Annotated in this window: 20 protein-coding genes; 12 read left to right on the forward strand and 8 right to left on the reverse strand. The window is 35.0% G+C overall.

The features are described 5' to 3' along the window. Positions 1-15: 15 nt before the first annotated feature. Positions 16-705 (reverse strand): aspartate/glutamate racemase family protein, encoded by a 690-nt coding sequence (locus tag RCG25_RS11315; protein ID WP_308083753.1) that lies wholly within the window; start codon positions 703-705, stop codon positions 16-18. A 156-nt stretch (positions 706-861) separates the two neighbouring features. Here RCG25_RS11315 and RCG25_RS11320 point away from each other — a divergent pair, with 156 nt between their 5' ends. Further along, positions 862-1,437 carry a DJ-1/PfpI family protein gene (locus RCG25_RS11320; RefSeq protein WP_308083754.1) on the forward strand — a complete coding sequence of 192 codons (576 nt, stop codon included), beginning with the start codon at positions 862-864 and terminating at the stop codon, positions 1,435-1,437. Positions 1,438-1,471: 34 nt separating this feature from the next. Here the strand turns inward: RCG25_RS11320 and RCG25_RS11325 are convergent, their stop codons facing one another. Next, on the reverse strand, positions 1,472-2,095 hold the full coding sequence (locus RCG25_RS11325) for a CPBP family intramembrane glutamic endopeptidase (protein ID WP_308083755.1): 624 nt from the start codon (positions 2,093-2,095) through the stop codon (positions 1,472-1,474). 324 nt (positions 2,096-2,419) lie between these two features. Further along, entirely contained in the window at positions 2,420-2,731 is a 312-nt protein-coding gene (locus tag RCG25_RS11330; protein WP_308083756.1) for a CotG/ExsB N-terminal domain-containing protein, read from the reverse strand. Between the two features lie 199 nt (positions 2,732-2,930). On the opposite strand from RCG25_RS11330, the gene RCG25_RS11335 reads away from it, so the two are divergent. Beyond that, entirely contained in the window at positions 2,931-4,022 is a 1,092-nt protein-coding gene (locus tag RCG25_RS11335; RefSeq protein ID WP_308083757.1) for a CotH kinase family protein, read from the forward strand. A gap of 54 nt (positions 4,023-4,076) precedes the next feature. Here RCG25_RS11335 and RCG25_RS11340 read toward each other — a convergent pair whose 3' ends face one another. The 4 genes from RCG25_RS11340 to RCG25_RS11355 form a co-directional block, all read right to left on the reverse strand. Next, positions 4,077-5,090, reverse strand: coding sequence for an ABC transporter permease (locus RCG25_RS11340; protein ID WP_308083758.1), 1,014 nt, complete (start codon positions 5,088-5,090; stop codon positions 4,077-4,079). Continuing rightward, a complete protein-coding gene (locus tag RCG25_RS11345) occupies positions 5,087-5,965 on the reverse strand; it encodes an ABC transporter permease subunit (protein WP_308083759.1) in 879 nt (292 codons plus the stop codon). Before RCG25_RS11345 ends, RCG25_RS11340 begins: the two co-directional genes overlap by 4 nt. 127 nt (positions 5,966-6,092) lie before the next feature. After that, a complete protein-coding gene (locus RCG25_RS11350) occupies positions 6,093-7,097 on the reverse strand; it encodes a hypothetical protein (RefSeq protein WP_308083760.1) in 1,005 nt (334 codons plus the stop codon). Continuing rightward, complete coding sequence (locus RCG25_RS11355) at positions 7,094-7,972, reverse strand: ABC transporter permease subunit (protein WP_308083761.1); 879 nt, start codon at positions 7,970-7,972, stop codon at positions 7,094-7,096. The genes RCG25_RS11350 and RCG25_RS11355 overlap by 4 nt, the downstream gene beginning before the upstream one ends. Positions 7,973-8,150: 178 nt before the next feature. Between RCG25_RS11355 and RCG25_RS11360 the strand changes: the two genes are divergently transcribed. From RCG25_RS11360 to RCG25_RS11375, 4 genes are all read left to right on the forward strand, one after another. After that, a complete protein-coding gene (locus RCG25_RS11360; protein ID WP_308083762.1) occupies positions 8,151-9,008 on the forward strand; it encodes an ABC transporter permease subunit in 858 nt (285 codons plus the stop codon). A gap of 148 nt (positions 9,009-9,156) precedes the next feature. Next, the gene (locus RCG25_RS11365; RefSeq protein ID WP_308083763.1) at positions 9,157-9,951 is read left to right on the forward strand and encodes an ABC transporter permease subunit; all 795 of its coding nucleotides are present in this window, start codon (positions 9,157-9,159) and stop codon (positions 9,949-9,951) included. A gap of 52 nt (positions 9,952-10,003) precedes the next feature. Next, positions 10,004-10,171, forward strand: a complete 168-nt coding sequence (locus tag RCG25_RS11370) for a hypothetical protein (RefSeq protein ID WP_308083764.1) — start codon at positions 10,004-10,006, stop codon at positions 10,169-10,171. A gap of 427 nt (positions 10,172-10,598) precedes the next feature. Then, positions 10,599-12,755 (forward strand): sensor domain-containing protein, encoded by a 2,157-nt coding sequence (locus RCG25_RS11375; RefSeq protein ID WP_308083765.1) that lies wholly within the window; start codon positions 10,599-10,601, stop codon positions 12,753-12,755. Between the two features lie 71 nt (positions 12,756-12,826). Here RCG25_RS11375 and RCG25_RS11380 read toward each other — a convergent pair whose 3' ends face one another. Continuing rightward, positions 12,827-13,135, reverse strand: a complete 309-nt coding sequence (locus RCG25_RS11380) for a hypothetical protein (RefSeq protein WP_308083766.1) — start codon at positions 13,133-13,135, stop codon at positions 12,827-12,829. A gap of 150 nt (positions 13,136-13,285) precedes the next feature. Between RCG25_RS11380 and RCG25_RS11385 the strand changes: the two genes are divergently transcribed. The 6 genes from RCG25_RS11385 to RCG25_RS11410 all read left to right on the forward strand — a co-directional run bounded on the left by RCG25_RS11385 (position 13,286) and on the right by RCG25_RS11410 (position 18,970). Further along, positions 13,286-14,077 (forward strand): HAD family hydrolase, encoded by a 792-nt coding sequence (locus RCG25_RS11385; RefSeq protein ID WP_308083767.1) that lies wholly within the window; start codon positions 13,286-13,288, stop codon positions 14,075-14,077. Positions 14,078-14,276: 199 nt separating this feature from the next. After that, a complete protein-coding gene (locus RCG25_RS11390) occupies positions 14,277-15,506 on the forward strand; it encodes a DUF438 domain-containing protein (RefSeq protein ID WP_308083768.1) in 1,230 nt (409 codons plus the stop codon). 176 nt (positions 15,507-15,682) lie between these two features. After that, positions 15,683-16,375 (forward strand): BsuPI-related putative proteinase inhibitor, encoded by a 693-nt coding sequence (locus tag RCG25_RS11395; protein ID WP_308083769.1) that lies wholly within the window; start codon positions 15,683-15,685, stop codon positions 16,373-16,375. 350 nt (positions 16,376-16,725) lie between these two features. After that, on the forward strand, positions 16,726-17,448 hold the full coding sequence (locus RCG25_RS11400) for an amino acid ABC transporter ATP-binding protein (protein ID WP_308083770.1): 723 nt from the start codon (positions 16,726-16,728) through the stop codon (positions 17,446-17,448). Positions 17,449-17,480: 32 nt separating this feature from the next. Next, on the forward strand, positions 17,481-18,245 hold the full coding sequence (locus RCG25_RS11405) for an ABC transporter substrate-binding protein (protein WP_374121075.1): 765 nt from the start codon (positions 17,481-17,483) through the stop codon (positions 18,243-18,245). A 68-nt stretch (positions 18,246-18,313) separates the two neighbouring features. Then, on the forward strand, positions 18,314-18,970 hold the full coding sequence (locus tag RCG25_RS11410; protein ID WP_308084157.1) for an amino acid ABC transporter permease: 657 nt from the start codon (positions 18,314-18,316) through the stop codon (positions 18,968-18,970). Positions 18,971-19,175 lie beyond the last annotated feature (205 nt).

Consider the following 19,175-nt stretch of genomic DNA (forward strand, 5'->3'; position numbering starts at 1 on the left):
TATGAAAAATAAATATTATTCAAGTGCTTTGTTAACCGCAGCAAGAGCGTGAATAGAAGCTGTGTCAAATAATGGCACAGGAGAATCCTTTTGTTTTATTAATAATCCTATTTCCGTACAACCTAGGATGATTCCTTCGGCTCCGTTTTCAATTAGATAATCAATGGCTCTTTTAATTGAAGATCTTGAGGAGGGGAGAATTTTACCTAAACATAATTCTTCAAAAATTATGGTATTTATCATTTCTCTTTCCTGGTCAGGTGGTATAAGAACCTTTAATCCTTGGGATTCTAATCGTGATTTGTAAAAATCCTGCTCCATCGTATACTTGGTGCCAAGCAAACCAATTGTCTTCAACCCATTCTTTTTAATTTGGGTAGCCGTTGCATCAGCAATATGTAAAATTGGGATATTAATGTTTTCTTGGATGGCATCTATAACTTTATGCATGGTATTGGTACAAATGATAATAAAGTCGGCACCACTTTTTTCTAGACTTTTTGCTGCATTAGCTAATATATCTCCTGCTTTTTCCCAATCTCCTTTAGATTGACACTTTTCAATTTCCGCGAAGTCAACACTGTACATGATGGAATGAGCCGAATGCAATCCACCTAATCTCTTTTTGACTTCCTCGTTAATGATACGATAATACTCGACAGAAGACTCCCAGCTCATTCCGCCAACCAAACCAATGATTTTCATAGATTTACCCCCAAATTTTTTTTATAAAATCAAGACGTTGGAAGGTTGAAAAAGTTTCATTTTCCCACAAAAATCTTCTATTTGAAACTTTTAAGAATGTTCATACGTCTGTTTTCTCGGAATATCATTCTAGTTTAACTAACAAGGGGGATGAAAATGAAAATAGCAATTGTTTGCTTTGATGATTTTACTGATATAGACGTATTTTTGCCATGGGATTTGCTAAACCGTGTTCGATTAGTAGGTGGATTAGATGATTGGAAGGTCCAGCTATTAGGTACAGAGCCAACCCATATTTCCATGGCTGGATTACGTATTCCCATGACAGGTACGATTTCTGAAATTACTTTGGCAGATGCTGTTATTTTTGCAAGTGGAAAAGGTGTCCAAGAACTGTATAGGAATCAAGATTATATTAATCGTTTAAAAGTAAATCCTGAAAAACAACTGATTGGCTCCATGTGTTCTGGTGCTTTGTTGTTAGGAGCGAAGGGATTACTGTCCGGTAAAAAGGCAACTACATATCCAACAGTGGTTGAACAGCTTAAAGAATTTAATGTGGAAGTGATTGAACAGAGCTTTGTTAACTCTGGTAATGTATCAACAGCAGCAGGCTGTTTTGCTGCTCAAGAGCTTTCCGCATGGATTATCAAGACTCTAATAAATGAAGAAATGGTTGATACTGTTTTAGAATCCGTCCAACCTGTTGGTAAAGGGCTTAGTTTTATTTAGAAATAAAGTCAGATTGGCTCTCCAATCGGCTTTTTTAATGGGAAAAAGTTATTTTATTATCTTTACTTAATGTACTACTAGAAGAATAGTATTTTAGTGCCCATAGTACAAAGATAAACATCAGTGCAGGGATGATATAGTTGAGGAGACTGGAAAAGGCAGTTTCGTGCCCAGTTTCCTTAACGATAAAAAGAGCACTCCCGGAATTACCAACTAGACCAAAGAAAAGACCATAGGCAATATTTAAACCATAATGGAGCCCTGTATCTGCCCATATTGATCCTGTTTTATAATATGCAAGAGTTAAAGAAAGGCCTAAAATAATTGAAAAGATCATATTGCTGAGGCTGAATCCCGCATACCAATAATCATCAAGTGCATAAATTAAAATACTTATTATAAATACCCAGACAATGTGAATCTTTCCTTTTAATAGATTGATAACATAGCCTCTGACAATTAAATCATTAATTAGTGAGCCAACTAAATAACCAACAAAGACTTCCACAACAGGCATGATTACATTTACTGGGTCGTGAATTCCAACAAACTCTAAATCACCCACATAAAATTGTATGCCGAACATAACCATCCAAAATCCAAAACCTATCAGAAAGCTAAATATAAAGTTCTTTTTCCAGCCTGGATGAAATATCATACCCAACCCTTTTAATCCTTTTAGTCCCACCCATTTAGAAATAAAGAAGGCTAACGGAAAGAAAAGTATAGTGGACCCAAATTGAAGATATGGATTTCCAAGCTGAACAGGAATTAAATTAAAATATAAATCTAAAATAAGAAAACCAATTATGCCTTTTAAAAACTCTCTAATTTAAATACACCTCCAATAAAATTAGTTAACTAGTTAATTTTACCTTTTTTTAAGGCAAAATCAACCAATTTCCTATTATTAAGGAAAAAACAAAAAAAGAAGAGGGGAGTCCATGCATGGATTCACCCTCTTTTCATTCTAATAAACGTTTTAACGTCTTCTTACTCTTAATTTCCACATATTTCCATTATTCCAATAGCTTTTCGATTGATGATTGCTGCGGTGGCTACTCTGCCAACAAGATTTTATTTTAAAGCATTTGGTTGGATATCTTCTTGTCGTACAGCGTTTAGCAGATGTATGCCTTCTGGTTGTGTGTCTACTTGAATGCCGAGTAGTATTTCGACTAGAAGATGAAGTGCGACGATTACGGCTTGGTCCTCTAAACATGAAGTCTCCGAAACCACCACGTCTTACCTCATCTGCAGCCCTTTGTATTTCCTCTGATGAAAATTCACTCATTTTAGCACCTCCTTTAAATATAGAAAAGGGAGTACGTTTGCTCATTATACATATACCTATAAACCTACCTCTTCTTTTACCAATTTACGTTTGTTGAGCTATTTTTGAATGAGAAAAAAGCCTATAAAAGGAAAAATTGCTATCCAATCGTGACCACTACTCCTTTTTTTTCATACGAATAAAAGAAGGAGGAATAAAAATGGACGAGGTGACTAAGGTACCTGAGTATAAACTTTTTATTAATCCCAATGACCTAAAGGAACTAAAGAGGGATTTATGGAATGATGATCCTGTACCTGGACGATTAACCATAGAAGGAAAGAGACTAGAGATTGATTTAAGTTATCGGGGGTCTCATATCCGAGATTTGGAGAAAAAGTCCTATCAGATAGCGTTCTATAAACCTAAAGCTTTTAGGGGGGCTAATATTATTCATTTAAATGCAGAGTATATGGACCCCTCACTCATTCGAAATAAATTATCCTTTGATTTCTTTTCAGATATTGGTGTTTTATCACCAAAATCCAGACATGTTTTTTTTACACAAAACGGTAAATCGGAAGGAGTTTACTTGGAAATTGAGTCAGTGGATGAAAATTTCTTACGAAGAAGAAATTTACCGAAAGGCAGCATTTTTTATGCCCTAGATGGTGACGCAAATTTTTCCCTGATGAGTGAATTAGACAAAGAAACCAAAAAATCGTTACGTTTGGGTTATGAGAAAAAATGTGGAGACAGACAAGAAGATTATTACTTAGAAGAAATGATCTTTAATATTAATACATTATCTAATAGTGAATTCGAAAGGGGAATACAAAAATATGTAAATGTAGATAAATATCTACGTTGGATCGCAGGAGTAATCTTCACTTCGAACTATGATGGATTTGTTCATAACTACGCGTTGTATCGAAACGGAGAGACTTGCCTTTTCGAAATCATTCCTTGGGATTATGATGCAACATGGGGAAGGGATGTGAACGGAAAACCGATGGAAGCGGATTATGTTCCAATAGACGGGTTTAATACATTAACGTCAAGAATTTTGGGCGTAGATTCTTTCCGGAAAAAGTATGTAAAATTGCTTAAAGAAATCATGTCACAGCAATTCACATTAGACTATATGGTTCCAAGGGTGGAACAGTTGCTTGAATTGATTAGACCATATGTCTTGAGGGATCCTTATAAAAATAAAGAAATAGAACAATTCGATAAAGAAATGGATGTAATAAAGGAATATATGATTGGAAGAAGGAATTACCTAAAAAGAATGATGGTAAGTATAGAATAAAAAGGGACAGTCCCCCGCTGCTTTAAAGCGCTGGGGGACTGTCCCCGTTTTTTACTATAGTTCCCTATGAAACGTCAAGTCAGTTGCATTAAGGGGGGATGTTGGGTTTTGCTCATTCATTTGTTTCTTCTTTCTTGATTTTTTCTTTTTGGACAGGATGCCTAAGGAGTTAATGTCTAATGCTTCATCTAGTTCTTTCTTAATCATGTTAATAATGAGGATTAAGATAAAGTAACAAGCGAGCGGGATTAGTACCACCCAAGGCGACATATAAAATTCACGGTAATTTTGTCCAACCAGGCCGGCCCATTCCTTAGATATGGAATTCAGAAGGGGCAATCCACGGACCTCTTCTTTTGAAACTCCCCCTATGTATACCTGAAATGCACCTAAATACATCATAAGTACAAGTGTACCAAGCAACTGCTGAATAACCATCAATAGCCCATAAGAAGTTAAATAAGGTTTAATCTGGGTCTTAAGGACATGAAAATGATTCCCACCCATTAAATACGAACACTGGATAAATGTTTTCTTTTTTAATTCATCAACAATGTCTACAGTCATAAACAATACGGAAGGAATCCCCATTATCACAAGAATGATAATCTGATAGACCATTACACTATAAATGGAATCTTTAATATAGTTTGTTGAAACAGGATACATCAGCACTAAAGTAATTAGGATAGGTGGTACTAAATTGAAGACAACTAGAAAATCCTTTACCAGTGGAAGCAAACGTTTCAACCATAAGGAAAATAATAATCCGAGGACGCTGCCGATTAACACTCGAAAAAGGGTGACACCAAAAGCAGTTAATAGTGTGAATTTTGCCCCGTAAATCATCATATAAAGAATATCTGCACCATTCCGATCAGAGCCTAGAAGGTAATGAGAGGATGGTGGGATAGGAGGTACTCCGATTAGATTTCCTTTTTTATCATATAGATAGGTGACCTTATTAAAATCCGCAGGTCCAAAGTATGGATATAGTAAACTGGCAATAAGAATGATACTTAGAATAGATAATCCAACAATGGTCTTTTTATATTTTTGAAGTTTCATACACTGCTAGTTCCTTTTCTATTTTTTGACATCATTACAATTTTAGCAATGATATTGGCGATAATAACAGGTACAGCAAAAAGGAGAAAACCAAAAACAAAAGAGATGGCTCTTGTCCCATACATGGAACGTAACACATCCACATACCCATGTATGTTAAATAAATACTCAACTACTATAATACTTGATAATAGAAACCAAATAACGGTTCTTAGGTGGATGAGTAATAAAGGAATAATGTTGCGGATGATATGTTTCGTGTAAATGGTTTTTAATGGCGTCCCTTTTGCTATTGCAAATAATACATAATCTTGTTGTTCTTCATTCGCAAACTCTCTTAATAAAAATTGGACCAAGAAAATAGTAGGTACAAAACTAACAATAACAATAGGCATGAAATATGGCTCGGTATAATTACCTCCGTATAGCTGAAAAAGCTTGATATGAAATGTTTTATATAAATAAATGACTAAATACTGTAATAGGAAGACAATGAGTAAATCAGGTGCAGTAGTAGTGAAATCTATAAACCCGCTTAAACGCTTTCGAACGGAAAGAGGCAGTAACATAATTGTGATGGACACTATCAACCCAATGACTATTACTACCAGAAGGGAGACAGACAATATAGTCATAGTATAAATATACTTTTCCATTCCATCGTCTTCAAAAAATCTTAATATGTATGGATATTGTTCGAATTGGAACAACCAGGATAAATTGTTTATTACATATTCTTTGTATTGGCTAAAATGGAATTCAATGTTTTTGTGATTTACATTGAAGACTAATAGAATGGGAATGTTTAATAAACAGATAAAACCAGCTAGCATCGCTAGTAATCTAACTGGAAGGTAGGCAATCTTTTTAATCACCACACTCATTCCTTTCTAAATATTTTTAATTGCAAGAATAAATATATACTAACTTTCGACGGATTTCCACAAAATTGTAAAAAAAGTCCCAACCATGTTGGGACGCTAATACTTGTTCTGAAACGTGCTAACTCATTTCTTTTTGTAAGGTAAAGTCTGCAGCAACAATTGTGGTTTTGCTCTCGGTCTGTTTTTTCTGTGACTTTTTGGACTTTCTCTTTTTTGTTTTATAAGCTAATGAGTTAATATCCCAAGCTTCTTCAAGTTCTTTTTTAATCATTGTTACAATTAAAATAAGAATAAAATAACATATTAAAGGTGTAAAGACCAGGTAGGGAGTGCGATAAAACTCATCAAAGTTTTGCCCAATAAGTCCAGCCCATTCTTTTGAGTTTGAATTTAAAAGTTCTAATCCACGTACATTTTCTTTGGAAATTCCACCGATGTAAATCTTATAGATTCCAAGGTACATAATAAGGATAAAGGTATTGAGTAATTGCTGGATACCGATCAATATCCCATAAGACGTTAGGAATGGTTTGATTTGTCTTTTTAATACATGAAAATGAGTACCGCCCATCAAGTAAGAAGTGAGGATAAATGATTTCTTACTTAGTTCCTCAATAATTTCTGAAGTAGTCACTATAACCGATGGAATTCCGACAATAGCTAAGACCACAATTTGGTATAGGATGATACCATATATTGCATCTTCCATATAGAAAGAGACCCTGCCCATGAGAACGATGGTAATAATAATAGGTGGGACTATTTTATAAACTAAAAGGTAATCTTTAATAACAAGTAGAAGAGGTTTCAACCATAAAGAAAATAAAATTCCTAAAATCCCACCAACAAAGACTCTTAATATGGTTACGCACAGAGCTATTAAAATGGTAAATTTCGCACCATAAAGAATCATAAGAAGAATACTTTCACCATTTCGGTCTGTACCTAACAGGTAATAGGAAGAAGGAGGTATGGGCGGGACACCTACCAGGTCTCCTTTATCGTCATATAAAAAATAGATTTTATCGAAATCACTTGGACCGTATAAAGGATAGAGAAGACTTACAATCAGTACAAATAATAAAAAAGATGAACCCCAAATTGTCTTTTTATATTTTCTCATATACTAGGTGTTTCCTTTCTTTTCATTATAAGTTTTACTACATAACCAACTGCGCTCACAATAACAAGAGGTAGGGAGAAAAGGAGAAGCCCTACAACAAAAAGAACAACCCTAGTTCCGTACATGTAAGTCAGAGCAGCACTATAGCCTTTGATATTAAGAATGTGTTCTATCACGTAAATACTTGAAAGTAGAAACCAAACTATGTATTTTAAATGAATGAGTATTAATGGAATAATATTTCTAAAAATATGTTTGATATAAATCGTTCTTAATGAAAGACCTTTAGCCTTTGCAAACAGAACATAATCCTGGAGTTCTTCTGAAGAATATTCTTTTAAAATCAGCTGTGTTAAAAAAAGTGTTGGAACAAAAATCACGATGAATATTGGTACAAAATATGGTTCTGTTTCCACTCCACCATATAGTCGTAAAAGCCTAAAATTGTACGTTTTAAACAGAAAGAATACAAGGTATTGTATTAGAGCGATAATAAGCAAATCTGGTACTGTCGTGGAGAAGTCTATAAAACCTTTAAACCGCTTTTGGATAGTTAATGGTAGGAGCATGATGCCTGTTGCGATGATCAAACTGAGAATGATTACGATGAATAATGCAATACCTAGTAACGACATGGTATACAGATATCTATGGATGCCATCTCCTTCAAAGTACTGTAAAATCCATGGATATTCATTTGCATGGGTAAACCAACTTAAGTTGCTTAATACATATTCCTTAAAAAAACTAAGCCTAAACTCAACTTTTAATTGATAAGGATTAAATGTTAATAGGATAGGTAAATTTACAGCAGAAATAAAACCTACTAGAATAACTATAAATCTTATAGGTAAAAATATTTTCTTCGTATACAAGAACTTCAGTCCCTTCCTCCAATGATTTTCCGTATTTACAAATATATAACAGGTGAAATGAAAATTCCACAATATAGAAAATTTTATAAATTTAATAAGAAACTCTGTAACTATTTTCTGAATCTTACGTCTATTAGGAATGCGAAAGAACTCAATTACTTTTACAGAGGATGTTGTTATGAAAGGTATAAATATGGTTAAAAGATTGTTCTTACTCATTGTTCAGTGTCTTGTCGGGGTTGAAGTACTAATATTAATTGCTGTTTTCCCAGAGTTATTTAAAAATTTAACCTTTAACGGTTCTCCATATCTGCAAGCTGTTTATGATTTAAATATAAAATTATTTACGTTTGGAGATTTCTTATTATGGGACCAGAAGAATTCTGTATTTCCGGTTATTTTTTATAAATACATGGTTTCGATGAAAATGTTAGGTTTAAGCTTTTTAACAGCCTGTTTGATTGCCTTCATAATTGCGTATGTGGGTCTTATATTTTTCAAAAGTAAATTAAAGTATATTAAAAGCTTCCTAGAGATCCTCGAGTCTATACCTGACCTAATGATTATTTTGTTACTGCAATTTGCGGTTATCATAGTTTATAAGAAAACTGGTATTAAGCTGGCCCAAGTTGTTACCGTAAGAGAAGAAGCGATTCTTCTCCCAGTCATCAGTTTAAGTGTCCCTATCAGTCTATACATAACAAAAGTACTAATTCATTACATTGAAGAAGAATTAGAGAAGCATTATGTCATGCTGGCGAAAGCAAAGGGCTTTACCTTTTCATATATCCTAAATATCCATGTTCTTAGAAATATTGCGGATGGGATGTTTGGAACATCAAAAATGATATTCTGGTCTATGCTTTCAACTCTATTAGTGATTGATTACTTGTTTAATATGAATGGCCTGCTTAGAGTGATGTTAACGGCTGTAGATCCATTTATTATCGGATGCATCCTGATTTTTGTTCCATTTTTTGTTATTTTTCGGATTTATGAATGGGTGAGTTTTGAAAACAGAAAGGATACACAATAATATGCTGGTATTTTTGCTAAAGAGGAAAAGGTTCATATTCAGTGCTATGTTTCTAATCGTACTATTTACTGGGAGTATTCTTAATACTTTATTGAATGACGGGCAAATCAGGCAGATTAGGTTTCATTCTGATGAAAAGGGGAATATTGTGGATCGTCCGCCTTATGCGCCATTCACCGAGTATGTATTAGGTTCTGATCCTTTTGGCTATGATCTTGTACATTTGATGGTGGAGGGGGCAAAATGGACAATAGGTATTACAATCACAATCGTCATTCTCAGGATGTTATTTTCAATCATATTGGCGTCCTTCATTTATTCTTTAAACAATCGGATCTATAGCTGTATAAAAACTATTTTCGAACCATTCTCGGTTGTACCTCAGACCATTATTGCATACTTTATTTTGTTTAGTGTTTTATGGATGCCACTTGATGGCTTTCATACTCCCTTTTGGTTACGAGCATCCTTTCAAGTATTTATTTTAGTCGCTCTTGCCATTCCGAGCTTAACCATTCACATATCGGGTGAAATGAGGCATGTTGAAAAAGAAGATTTCATTGAAGTCTCAAGAACACTAGGTTCTAGTAAGCGCTATATCTTTTTTAAACATATAATCCCACATGTGTATGAAAAATGGATCATATCATTTGGCCAACAATTTATTCAGACTTTACAGCTTCTCGCTCATCTTGGATTTATGAAGCTATTCTTTGGAGGAACCCACTATCCGGACGATGACACGCCTCCTCGGACAATTTCCTATGAATGGTCTGGTGTGATTGGCGGAGATATCAGTTATCTTTATTCACTGCAGCCGTGGATTGTCTTAGTTCCAATCGGATTCTTTATTGTTACGGCCATTAGTGTTGCACTAATAAACCAATCAGTTAAAGCTTATTTTGAAAATAAAACGATGGTTCGTTTAAAAAAAGATAATTAATTGAAGTAAATTGGAACAGAAGGGAATAGTCTTTATTATGAGGAGGGGGAAAATGCTGCGAAATGTTATCATGGTGAGGGATGATGAAGAAAGCGTGAAACAAGCCATAAGAGAAATCCTGCGTTCAAAAAATAAAGGTCATGAGGTGGCCCTTGATTTAACAAGAATTAAAGATAAAGCAAGAAAAACCGAAATTATGAAGAGGTTAACAAGATATTAAAGGAGGTATATCTTAATAAAGATACCTCTATTTTTTTTGAAAATGGTTGTGTTAAAGAACAGTGTTGATATTTCACCCTGTTGATTGGAGCGGAAGGCACGAAGACTCCTGTGGGAGTATGGTTCAGGGGAGACCCCGCAGGCGCAAGCGCCGAGGAGGCTCGCCGAAACACCCACGAACCGCTCGTGCCTGGAGCGGAAATCAACAGGCAAGTTTAACAAAGCTTGAATAAAAGCAGGTATTTTGAACTACTCGCAAATTATGCAAATATTAATAAAAATTTATTGTTATAGAAGCATAATTTCATTATACTTTAGTATACCGAACTATTCTTACTATTTTATCCATTGTTACATTTATAAAAGTTTATTAATATACTATTGTAAAATTATGGTACTTTTATCGGGTTACTGGGGGTTTTTTGTCAATGATAGAGGAGATATCCTTTGGCATTTTAGATTTGTTTCTTATTTTTTTATTATGTATTGTAGTTGTTTTTTGCATTATTACCTCTAAAAGGTTCACTAAGCAGAAAAAACAACTTCTATTAAATGAGCAGTACTATAGATCTTTGTTTGAACAAAACCCAGACGTAGTGATTACCTTTGACCTAAATGGAATGTTTATAAGTGCCAATAAAGCGGTATCTTCCATATTTGGGTATTCTCTAGATGATTTGATTAATAAACCATTTATCCCCCTTATTGTTCCAAATGACTTGGAGAAAGCATTATTACAATTTAATACAACGATTAATGGTGAATCTTCCAATTATGAATGTTCCGTTTATGATAAGAATGGAAAGCAAAGGAAGATAAACGTAACTAATATTCCCATCTATTTAAATAAAAAAATTACCGGTGTCTATTCTATTATCAAAGACATAACTGAGCATAATAGCGCACAGCTTAATCTAGTAGAAGCAGAGGCAAAATATAGGAGTCTTGTAGAAAATTCGCAGGTGGGGGTTTATATTTTACAAGACGGCAAGATTGTTTATGTAAATCCACGATTATGTGAGATGACAGGCTATACGTACGAAGAAGTCATTGGATTTAATCTAACGAACTTAATTTTACCAGAGGATTTACCAACCGTTCATAAAAATGTTCAAAAGTTGTTTACCAATGAAATGATAAGTATGACTGATCAATTTAGAATAGTTTGTAAGGATAAAAGAATTGTTTCTTTAGAAGTATTCGGATCAAAAATTGAATATGAAGGAAAAGATGCAATAATTGGAACCATAATTGATATTACTGATCGAAAAAATACCGAACTAATGATAAAACATATGGCATACCATGATCAGTTAACTGACCTTCCCAATCGCTATCTGTTAAAGGAAAAGGTAGATGAATTAATAAGAGAATCAAGTGAATATCCTAACGTTTTTTCCTTATTATTTCTTGATTTAGATCGTTTTAAAATTGTCAATGATACAATGGGCCATGAAATAGGGGATAAATTACTCGTTGAGGTATCCTCTAGATTAAGAAATTGCTTAGATGAAAAAGATATTATATCCAGGTATGGAGGAGATGAATTTACCATTCTTCTTCCACAGTCTACTGTCGACCGAGCACGGGAAGTGGCAAAAGGTATTTTAACTAGCTTATCTAACCCGTTGCAATTAAATTATCATGAAGTCTTTGTTACTCCTAGTATAGGTATCAGTATGTTTCCTGAGCATGGGTTAACATATGATATGCTCATTAAACATGCAGACTTAGCGATGTACTTTGCAAAGAGCTTAGGGAAAAATAACTATCAATTTTACACCAATGATTTAATAGATCAATCACAACACGAGTTAGATTTAGAAATCAAATTAAGGAAAGCATTGGAACGGAATGAGTTCATCTTATACTATCAGCCACAAATCAATCTACTAACGAATCAGATAATAGGTGCGGAAGCATTGATTCGTTGGGTGCATCCTGAGAAGGGGCTAATTTCACCAGCTGAGTTTATCCCAGTGGCTGAGGAAACTGGTCTCATCATTCAATTAGGTGAATGGGCACTACGGACAGCTTGCTACCAAAACAAGAAATGGCAGGATAAAGGCTTACCACCTATCACGATAGCGGTAAACATATCGGCTAAACAATTTTTTCAATCAAACTTAGCTGAAATCGTCGAAAAGATACTTTTTGAAACAGGTCTTGAAGCAAGGTATTTAGAGCTTGAAATAACAGAAAGTATGACAATGGACGTTGAACGAGCGATAACAACGCTGGTAGATTTGAAGAAAATTGGTGTGAAAGTAAGTATGGATGACTTTGGCACAGGATACAGCTCGCTTAACTATCTAAAAAAGTTTCCCATTGATAAACTAAAAGTAGACCAATCCTTCATACGTGATAGTACAACTGACCCGAATGATGAGACCATTGTGAAGACGATCATTGCGATGGCTCATAACCTAAAACTACAGGTTATCGCAGAGGGCGTGGAAACAAAAGAACATGTCTATTTTCTGCTTGAACAAAAATGCACCGAAGCACAAGGGTATTTTTTCAGCAAACCAGTCTCCACCAAAGAATTTGAAAAACTTTATATTATAGAAGAAACTCGGAGTTAAGATAATATTTACATAGTAAAAGGCAATGATTTCAAGTACTGGAATCATTGCCTTTTTACTGTTTTTTTCAACTATTGCCTCAACCGTTCGAGTACTTTATCTACAAAGTTTGCATGATTGATATCTAAATCCAATATTTCATTTCTAAAGGATTTAAAACGTCCATTCTCTACTTCCAGTGTAAAGTACCCTCTTGGACTTAATAGGTTAATGTCACCAATAATTTTTTTCCCACGTTCAGGATCAAACAAATGAACTAAGTTAGGATTGCTTGGATGTGGTCTGAACGTACACCCCTGTTCCACGCAAACTCTTACAATATTACGTACTTTCGGATGTGTGATACTCTCGATTTTCTTATTAACTTCAATGCTGACCATATTGTATCCTCCTTTCCCATCTTAAAAAGATATGAGGATAGAAGGAGTTTCATACCTCTTTATACGTTAATTGTCAGAAACTTAAGTCTTCATGTACGAGGGATTTAATGATAAACTAATAAAAAATCATTAATCGAAGTGAGGACAAAAATGATAAAAGCCATTTTTTTTGATTTAGATGATACGCTACTGTGGGACCAAAAAAGTGTAAAAGAAGCCTTTGCAGCAACATGTAGATTAGCAGAGGTGAGGTACGGCCTTTCTGCAGATCAACTTGAGGAAGCTGTTCGTGATGCAGCTAGAAACTTATATTCTTCCTATGAAACGTTTGCGTTTACACAAATGATTGGGATTAATCCTTTTGAAGGATTATGGGGGGATTTTTTAGATGATACGGAAGAGTTTAAGAAAATGAAAGAAATTGTACCCACCTATCGAAAAGATGCTTGGACATCAGGATTATCAGCAATGGGTATTGATGACCCTGAATTTGGAATGGAGTTAGCAGAGCGGTTTCCCCAGGAGCGGCGAAACTATCCATTTGTCTATGATGAAACGTTTAAGATTCTAGATGGCTTAAAAGGAAACTATCAACTTCTTCTATTAACAAATGGATCTCCTGATCTTCAAAATACGAAACTATCCATTACACCTGAATTGGTTCCATATTTTGATCATATTGTTATTTCTGGTGATTTTGGTCGAGGAAAGCCAGATCCTTCGATATTCGAGCATGCCTTATCACGTATGTCTTTGAAAAAGGACGAAGTTATAATGGTTGGTGATAACCTTATGACCGATGTACTTGGCGCAAACAGAGCTGGAATAAAAACTGTGTGGATTAACCGTCATGATAAACAACGAAATGAAGTCATTCCCACATTTGAAATTAAACATTTGGAAGACCTTTATCCTATATTAGAAAAATTAAATAGAAACTAAAAATAATTTATAAGAGGACACTGCCATACATGTGGGCAGTGTCTTTTTATTAGGATAATCACATAACATGTTCTTAAAGTTTTCACATTTATAACTATATTAATGATGTTAATCACTATCAGCTAATTTTCTTAATGGTAAGTTAGTAATGAGATAACTTTATCAAAAGTATTTAGCAACAGTGAAGGAGAGTCCTAAAATGAGTGAAATTATTAATAATCGTGAACAACTAATGACTAAAAATACAGACCGTCTTACCATATTAAAAGGCATCTTCCAAGATCTTCATAACGGAAGAAATTTAGATGAAGTAAAAGCTCATTTTGATGCATTGATTGGGAAAATTACAGTGGATGAAATCACACAGCTCCAGCATGAGTTTTCAGAGGACGGAAGTATTCCGAAAGATGAGTTACAGCGTATCTATCAGGAACATAGTGTCATTTTTCAAGGATCAATAGAAAGGGAAAAAAATTTGGAAAAGCCAGAGGGTGCACCAGGGCATCCGGTTCATACGTTTAAACTGGAAAATAGAGAAATTGAAAAGCTGCTTCAACAACAGGTACAGGTCCATGTGGATGAGTTTGCGAAAGACGACTCTTCCGAAAATATTTTCCATCTTCTGCAGGATATTAATCTCTTACTTGACATTGATAAACACTACAGTCGTAAAGAGAACTTACTATTTCCTTATTTAGAAAAGTACGGAATCTTTGGGCCAACTACCAATATGTGGAGAATTGATGACTTTATTCGCGATGCTATAAAAGAAGCAAAACAAAAATTAGCCAGCTATCAAGGTGAAAGGCAGGAGGTCCTTGGGGTCCTGGATTTTGTCATTCAGGAAGTATCTGGAATGATATACAAAGAAGAAAACATCCTTTTTCCAATGGCTTTGAAAAATTTATCTGAGGATGAGTGGATAAAAATTGCTCATGAAAGTGATGAGATTGGATTCTGTTTATCAGGCCCTGAGGAAGAATGGAAGCCAGAGAGAAAAGCTTTAGCTGAGAATGCTATAACCGAAGGATATATAAAGATGGAAACTGGATTTTTATCTTTAAAGCAATTAGAACTGCTATTAAACCACCTACCGGTTGATATTACTTTTATTGATCATGAGGATGTAGTTCGTTATTTTTCCCACGGAAAAGAAAGAATTTTCGCCCGTACAAAAGCAGTTATTGGACGTACGGTTCAGAATTGCCATCCGCCACGGAGCGTTCATGTAGTAGAAGAATTATTGGCAGATTTTAAAGCTGGGAAAAAAGACAGTGAGGATTTTTGGATTAAGTTCCGAGATAAATATGTATATATTCGTTATTTTGCTGTTCGGGATGAGAAAGGAAACTATATTGGTACACTAGAATTTACACAGAATATTGATCCGATAAAAGCTATTGAAGGTGAAAAGAGAATTCTCTCCTAAAAAGCAATAAATTATGAAAGGTAAAAAAGGTCTCATCAGCTAATGATGGGACTTTTTACCTTTTAATATGTTATTTTGGTGAAAAATACAATTCTCACTTGAAGTGTAACTTTATTCCTGTTTTTAGCGACTATAGTGCTGATAACAAAAAACATGTTAAATAAGGGGATATGAAAATGGCAAACAAAAAAATATATTTTGTCATAAGCACCGCTTTACTATTTGGACTTTTAACAGGTTGTGGCACAAGTACAAAAACGAATGGTACCAATGATAGAACCAAAACGGAAAATCAAAAGAAAGAAAAAGTGACAGCAAAATTTATTCCTTCACTTGAAATAAAAGAGGATACACATGACATGACAGTCAAATATGCAGTTAAAAATATATCTGGCAAAAAACAGACACTAACCTTTACTAATGGTTTAAAGGCTGACTTTATTGTATACGATCAGAATGGAAAAAAAGTTAAACAATACTCAGATGAAGTTTCTGCAACACAAGCTACCCTAGAAATTTCATTAGATAATAATAAAGAAGTGAAACAAAAATTTACTATATCTGATCTTCCAAATGGTCAATATAAATTGGAAGTTTTTCTGAATTCAAAAGAGGAAAAGGGAAAGACTGAGGCAGAGTTTATAGTAAAGAATTCTTTATATACGAATGGTTCGGGTCAGTATGTAGGTCAAATGGATCCACATACAATAGAAGTAAACGTTGATGGAAATAAAACCGCCTTTCAATTATCTGATGAAGCAATCAAACAACTAACATCAATAAAAGAAGGTGACCAGATTTCATTTGTCTATTCAGAAAAGGAAAGCGGACAAAACACAATTGAAAGGTTTTTTAAAGAGTCGAAATAAAAACTTAAACCTGCCAGGCCACCTGTTAGTAATAGGGGTACATGGTAGGTTTTTTTATTTTTAGGCTCTGTTAAACTAGTCTGTTGATTTCCGCTCCAGGCACTTCGCTTTCCGTGGGTGTTTCGGCGAGCCTCCTCGGCGCTAGCGCCTGCGGGGTCTCCCCTGAACCATACTCCCACAGGAGTCTTCGTGCCTTCCGCTCCAATCAACAGGTTTGAAAATCAACAATGTTCTTTAACATAGCCTATTTTTAAAACAGTTGCTCTCTTGAAACGAATATAATCCTCTAGTGTTTAATAGGATTACTATATATAGGTATAGTCTACTTTTTTGTTAAAAAGGAGGGTGACATGATTAAGGTAAGAAATCTGGTAAAGTCTTTTGGTTCACAAACTGTTCTAACTGATATTAATTTGTCCGTTTCTGAAAAAGAGGTTGTTGTCATTATTGGTGCGAGTGGTTCTGGTAAAAGCACTTTACTTCGCTGCATTAATTTCCTTGAAATATATGATCAGGGAGAAATCACATTAAATGGAGAAATAATTCAACCAACTAGCAACAACCTGAACAAAATTCGTGAAGATGTCGGAATGGTATTTCAACATTTTAATCTTTTTCCACACATGACTGTGTTAGAGAATGTGATGGAAGCCCCTGTGCATGTAAAAGGGATGGACAAGACTCAAGCAAAACAAAAAGCGTTAGTATTACTTGAAAAAGTAGGATTATATGACAAAGCTTCAGCCTATCCAAAAAATCTTTCAGGTGGTCAAAAGCAACGCGTAGCTATTGCGCGTGCACTTGCCATGGAACCGCGAATCATGCTGTTTGATGAGCCGACATCTGCACTTGATCCGGAACTTGTGGGAGAAGTTCTTCAGGTAATGAAGCGGCTGGCAAAAGAGGGAATGACGATGGTTGTGGTTACACATGAAATGGGATTTGCACGAGAAGTAGCAGATCGTGTTGTCTTTATGGGGGAGGGGGAAATTCTCGAAGAAGCACCGCCGAACGAATTTTTCGTCAATCCCCAGCATGCGAAAGCCAAGCAATTTTTAAATAGTATACTTTAAAAGATGGAGGGATTTTGTTGAAAAAAAGTTGGATGATTGGATTGATTGTTTCTCTGTTTTTTGTGTCTGTTATGTTGACGGCTTGTGGTAGTTCAGAGAAAAGCAGTGGCAACGAGAAAAAAGAATTTCGTTATGCAATGAGCGGATTGTATAAGCCATTTAATTTTAAGGAGAATGGTAAATTAGTAGGGTTTGATGTGGAGGTTGGAGAAGCCCTTGCAGAAAAAATGGGAATGAAGGCAGTAGCGGTTACAAACCCTTGGGAAACACTTATTCAAGGATTACAGGCAAAGAAATTTGATGCCATTCTTGCCAGTATGACTGTGACGGAAGAACGTAAAAAATCAGTAAACTTTACAGATACCTACTATCGTTCAGGTGCACAGATCTTTGTTGCAGCAGACAATCAGACCATTAAATCAGTTGCTGACTTAAAAGGGAAAAAAATTGGAGTTGTTAAGGCAAGTACGTATAAAGAACTGGCATTACAAAATACAGATCAAGGTAACATTGTTGAATATGACAGTGATATCACAGCGCTAATGGATCTTCCAACTGGAAGACTGGATGCGGTTATTACTGATCAAATGGTGGGGCTACCAATCATCAAAGACGGTGCAATCAAGATTAAGGATGTAGGTGAGCCACTTTCACACGATGACCAGGCAATAGCGGTCCGAAAAGAGGATAAAGAACTGCTTGATAAATTAAACAAAGCCCTTGCTGAAATAATTAAGGACGGAACCTATGAAAAAATTAGTAACAAATGGTTTGGTCGCAGTATTTTAGGAGAATAGGAGTTCCTAAGGGTGTCAAGTATGGGTGTCAGAAACCCTACTGATTAAATAAAGAGAGGGTGTTAATCATCGTTCAAATCTTCCTGGACACCTATGATGTATTTATTTCTGCGGCACTACTAACCTTAAGGTTAACCATTACATCACTAATCATTGGGTGTCTTATTGGGCTCATTGTTGCTTTCTTAAGAATTTCTTCAAATAAATGGCTTAATAAATTAGCAACTATTTATATTGGTCTTATTAGAGGAACACCGTTAATTGTCCAAATTGCCATTCTGTATTTTGGAATTGCATCTGTTGTTACCTTCTCGCAGTTCTGGGCAGGTGCTATCGCTTTAGCCATCCATAATGGAGCATACATTGCAGAGATTTTTCGAGGTTCAATCCAATCCATAGACAAGGGGCAAATGGAAGCAGCTCGTTCACTTGGAATGACCTATCCACTTGCGATGAGAAGAATTATTTTACCACAGGCTTTTAAATTTTCCATTCCTCCATTGGGAAATCAATTTATTATTGGATTAAAGGATTCCTCCCTAGTTGCCTATGTGGGAATGTCGGATTTATGGGGTTCGGGTTTAAGTGAAGCAGCCTCGAATTATCGCCAACTAGATACTTACATGGTGGTTGGTATCTATTATTTAGTCCTTGTTTTGATATTTTCTTACTTGCTAAGGAAATTAGAGAGACGAATGGATATCGACTCAAAAGAGGCAGCATAGATAACATAAGGGTCAGAAACCAATTATGGTCTGACCCTTTTATTATATAAATTATAGAATTATCAGAAAGATAGGATGAAAGACATGTTTAAAGTGGATATAAAAAGTAGGAAAGGCCTATTCTTATGGAAATGTAGGAGATGAGATAATAGCTTTAAGTAAGCGTTTTCTAAACTTGTTTGTGCAAACGTTTGCTCTAATAAAC

Origin of the sequence: Neobacillus sp. PS2-9 (assembly GCF_030915525.1) — a bacterium.
In the GTDB taxonomy this organism is placed as follows: domain Bacteria; phylum Bacillota; class Bacilli; order Bacillales; family Cytobacillaceae; genus Neobacillus.

Bases quoted from the DNA above. Each gene is read 5' to 3' on its own strand.
- RCG25_RS11315 (WP_308083753.1), bottom strand. From the start codon at position 705: ATGAAAATCATTGGTTTGGTTGGCGGAATGAGCTGGGAGTCTTCTGTC.
- RCG25_RS11405 (WP_374121075.1), top strand. From the start codon at position 17,481: ATGATTGGATTGATTGTTTCTCTGTTTTTTGTGTCTGTTATGTTGACG.
- RCG25_RS11400 (WP_308083770.1), top strand. From the start codon at position 16,726: ATGATTAAGGTAAGAAATCTGGTAAAGTCTTTTGGTTCACAAACTGTT.
- RCG25_RS11320 (WP_308083754.1), top strand. From the start codon at position 862: ATGAAAATAGCAATTGTTTGCTTTGATGATTTTACTGATATAGACGTA.
- RCG25_RS11380 (WP_308083766.1), bottom strand. From the start codon at position 13,135: ATGGTCAGCATTGAAGTTAATAAGAAAATCGAGAGTATCACACATCCG.
- RCG25_RS11370 (WP_308083764.1), top strand. From the start codon at position 10,004: ATGCTGCGAAATGTTATCATGGTGAGGGATGATGAAGAAAGCGTGAAA.
- RCG25_RS11325 (WP_308083755.1), bottom strand. From the start codon at position 2,095: ATGATATTTCATCCAGGCTGGAAAAAGAACTTTATATTTAGCTTTCTG.
- RCG25_RS11350 (WP_308083760.1), bottom strand. From the start codon at position 7,097: ATGAGAAAATATAAAAAGACAATTTGGGGTTCATCTTTTTTATTATTT.
- RCG25_RS11390 (WP_308083768.1), top strand. From the start codon at position 14,277: ATGAGTGAAATTATTAATAATCGTGAACAACTAATGACTAAAAATACA.
- RCG25_RS11395 (WP_308083769.1), top strand. From the start codon at position 15,683: ATGGCAAACAAAAAAATATATTTTGTCATAAGCACCGCTTTACTATTT.
- RCG25_RS11385 (WP_308083767.1), top strand. From the start codon at position 13,286: ATGATAAAAGCCATTTTTTTTGATTTAGATGATACGCTACTGTGGGAC.
- RCG25_RS11335 (WP_308083757.1), top strand. From the start codon at position 2,931: ATGGACGAGGTGACTAAGGTACCTGAGTATAAACTTTTTATTAATCCC.
- RCG25_RS11375 (WP_308083765.1), top strand. From the start codon at position 10,599: ATGATAGAGGAGATATCCTTTGGCATTTTAGATTTGTTTCTTATTTTT.
- RCG25_RS11340 (WP_308083758.1), bottom strand. From the start codon at position 5,090: ATGAAACTTCAAAAATATAAAAAGACCATTGTTGGATTATCTATTCTA.
- RCG25_RS11330 (WP_308083756.1), bottom strand. From the start codon at position 2,731: ATGAGTGAATTTTCATCAGAGGAAATACAAAGGGCTGCAGATGAGGTA.
- RCG25_RS11360 (WP_308083762.1), top strand. From the start codon at position 8,151: ATGAAAGGTATAAATATGGTTAAAAGATTGTTCTTACTCATTGTTCAG.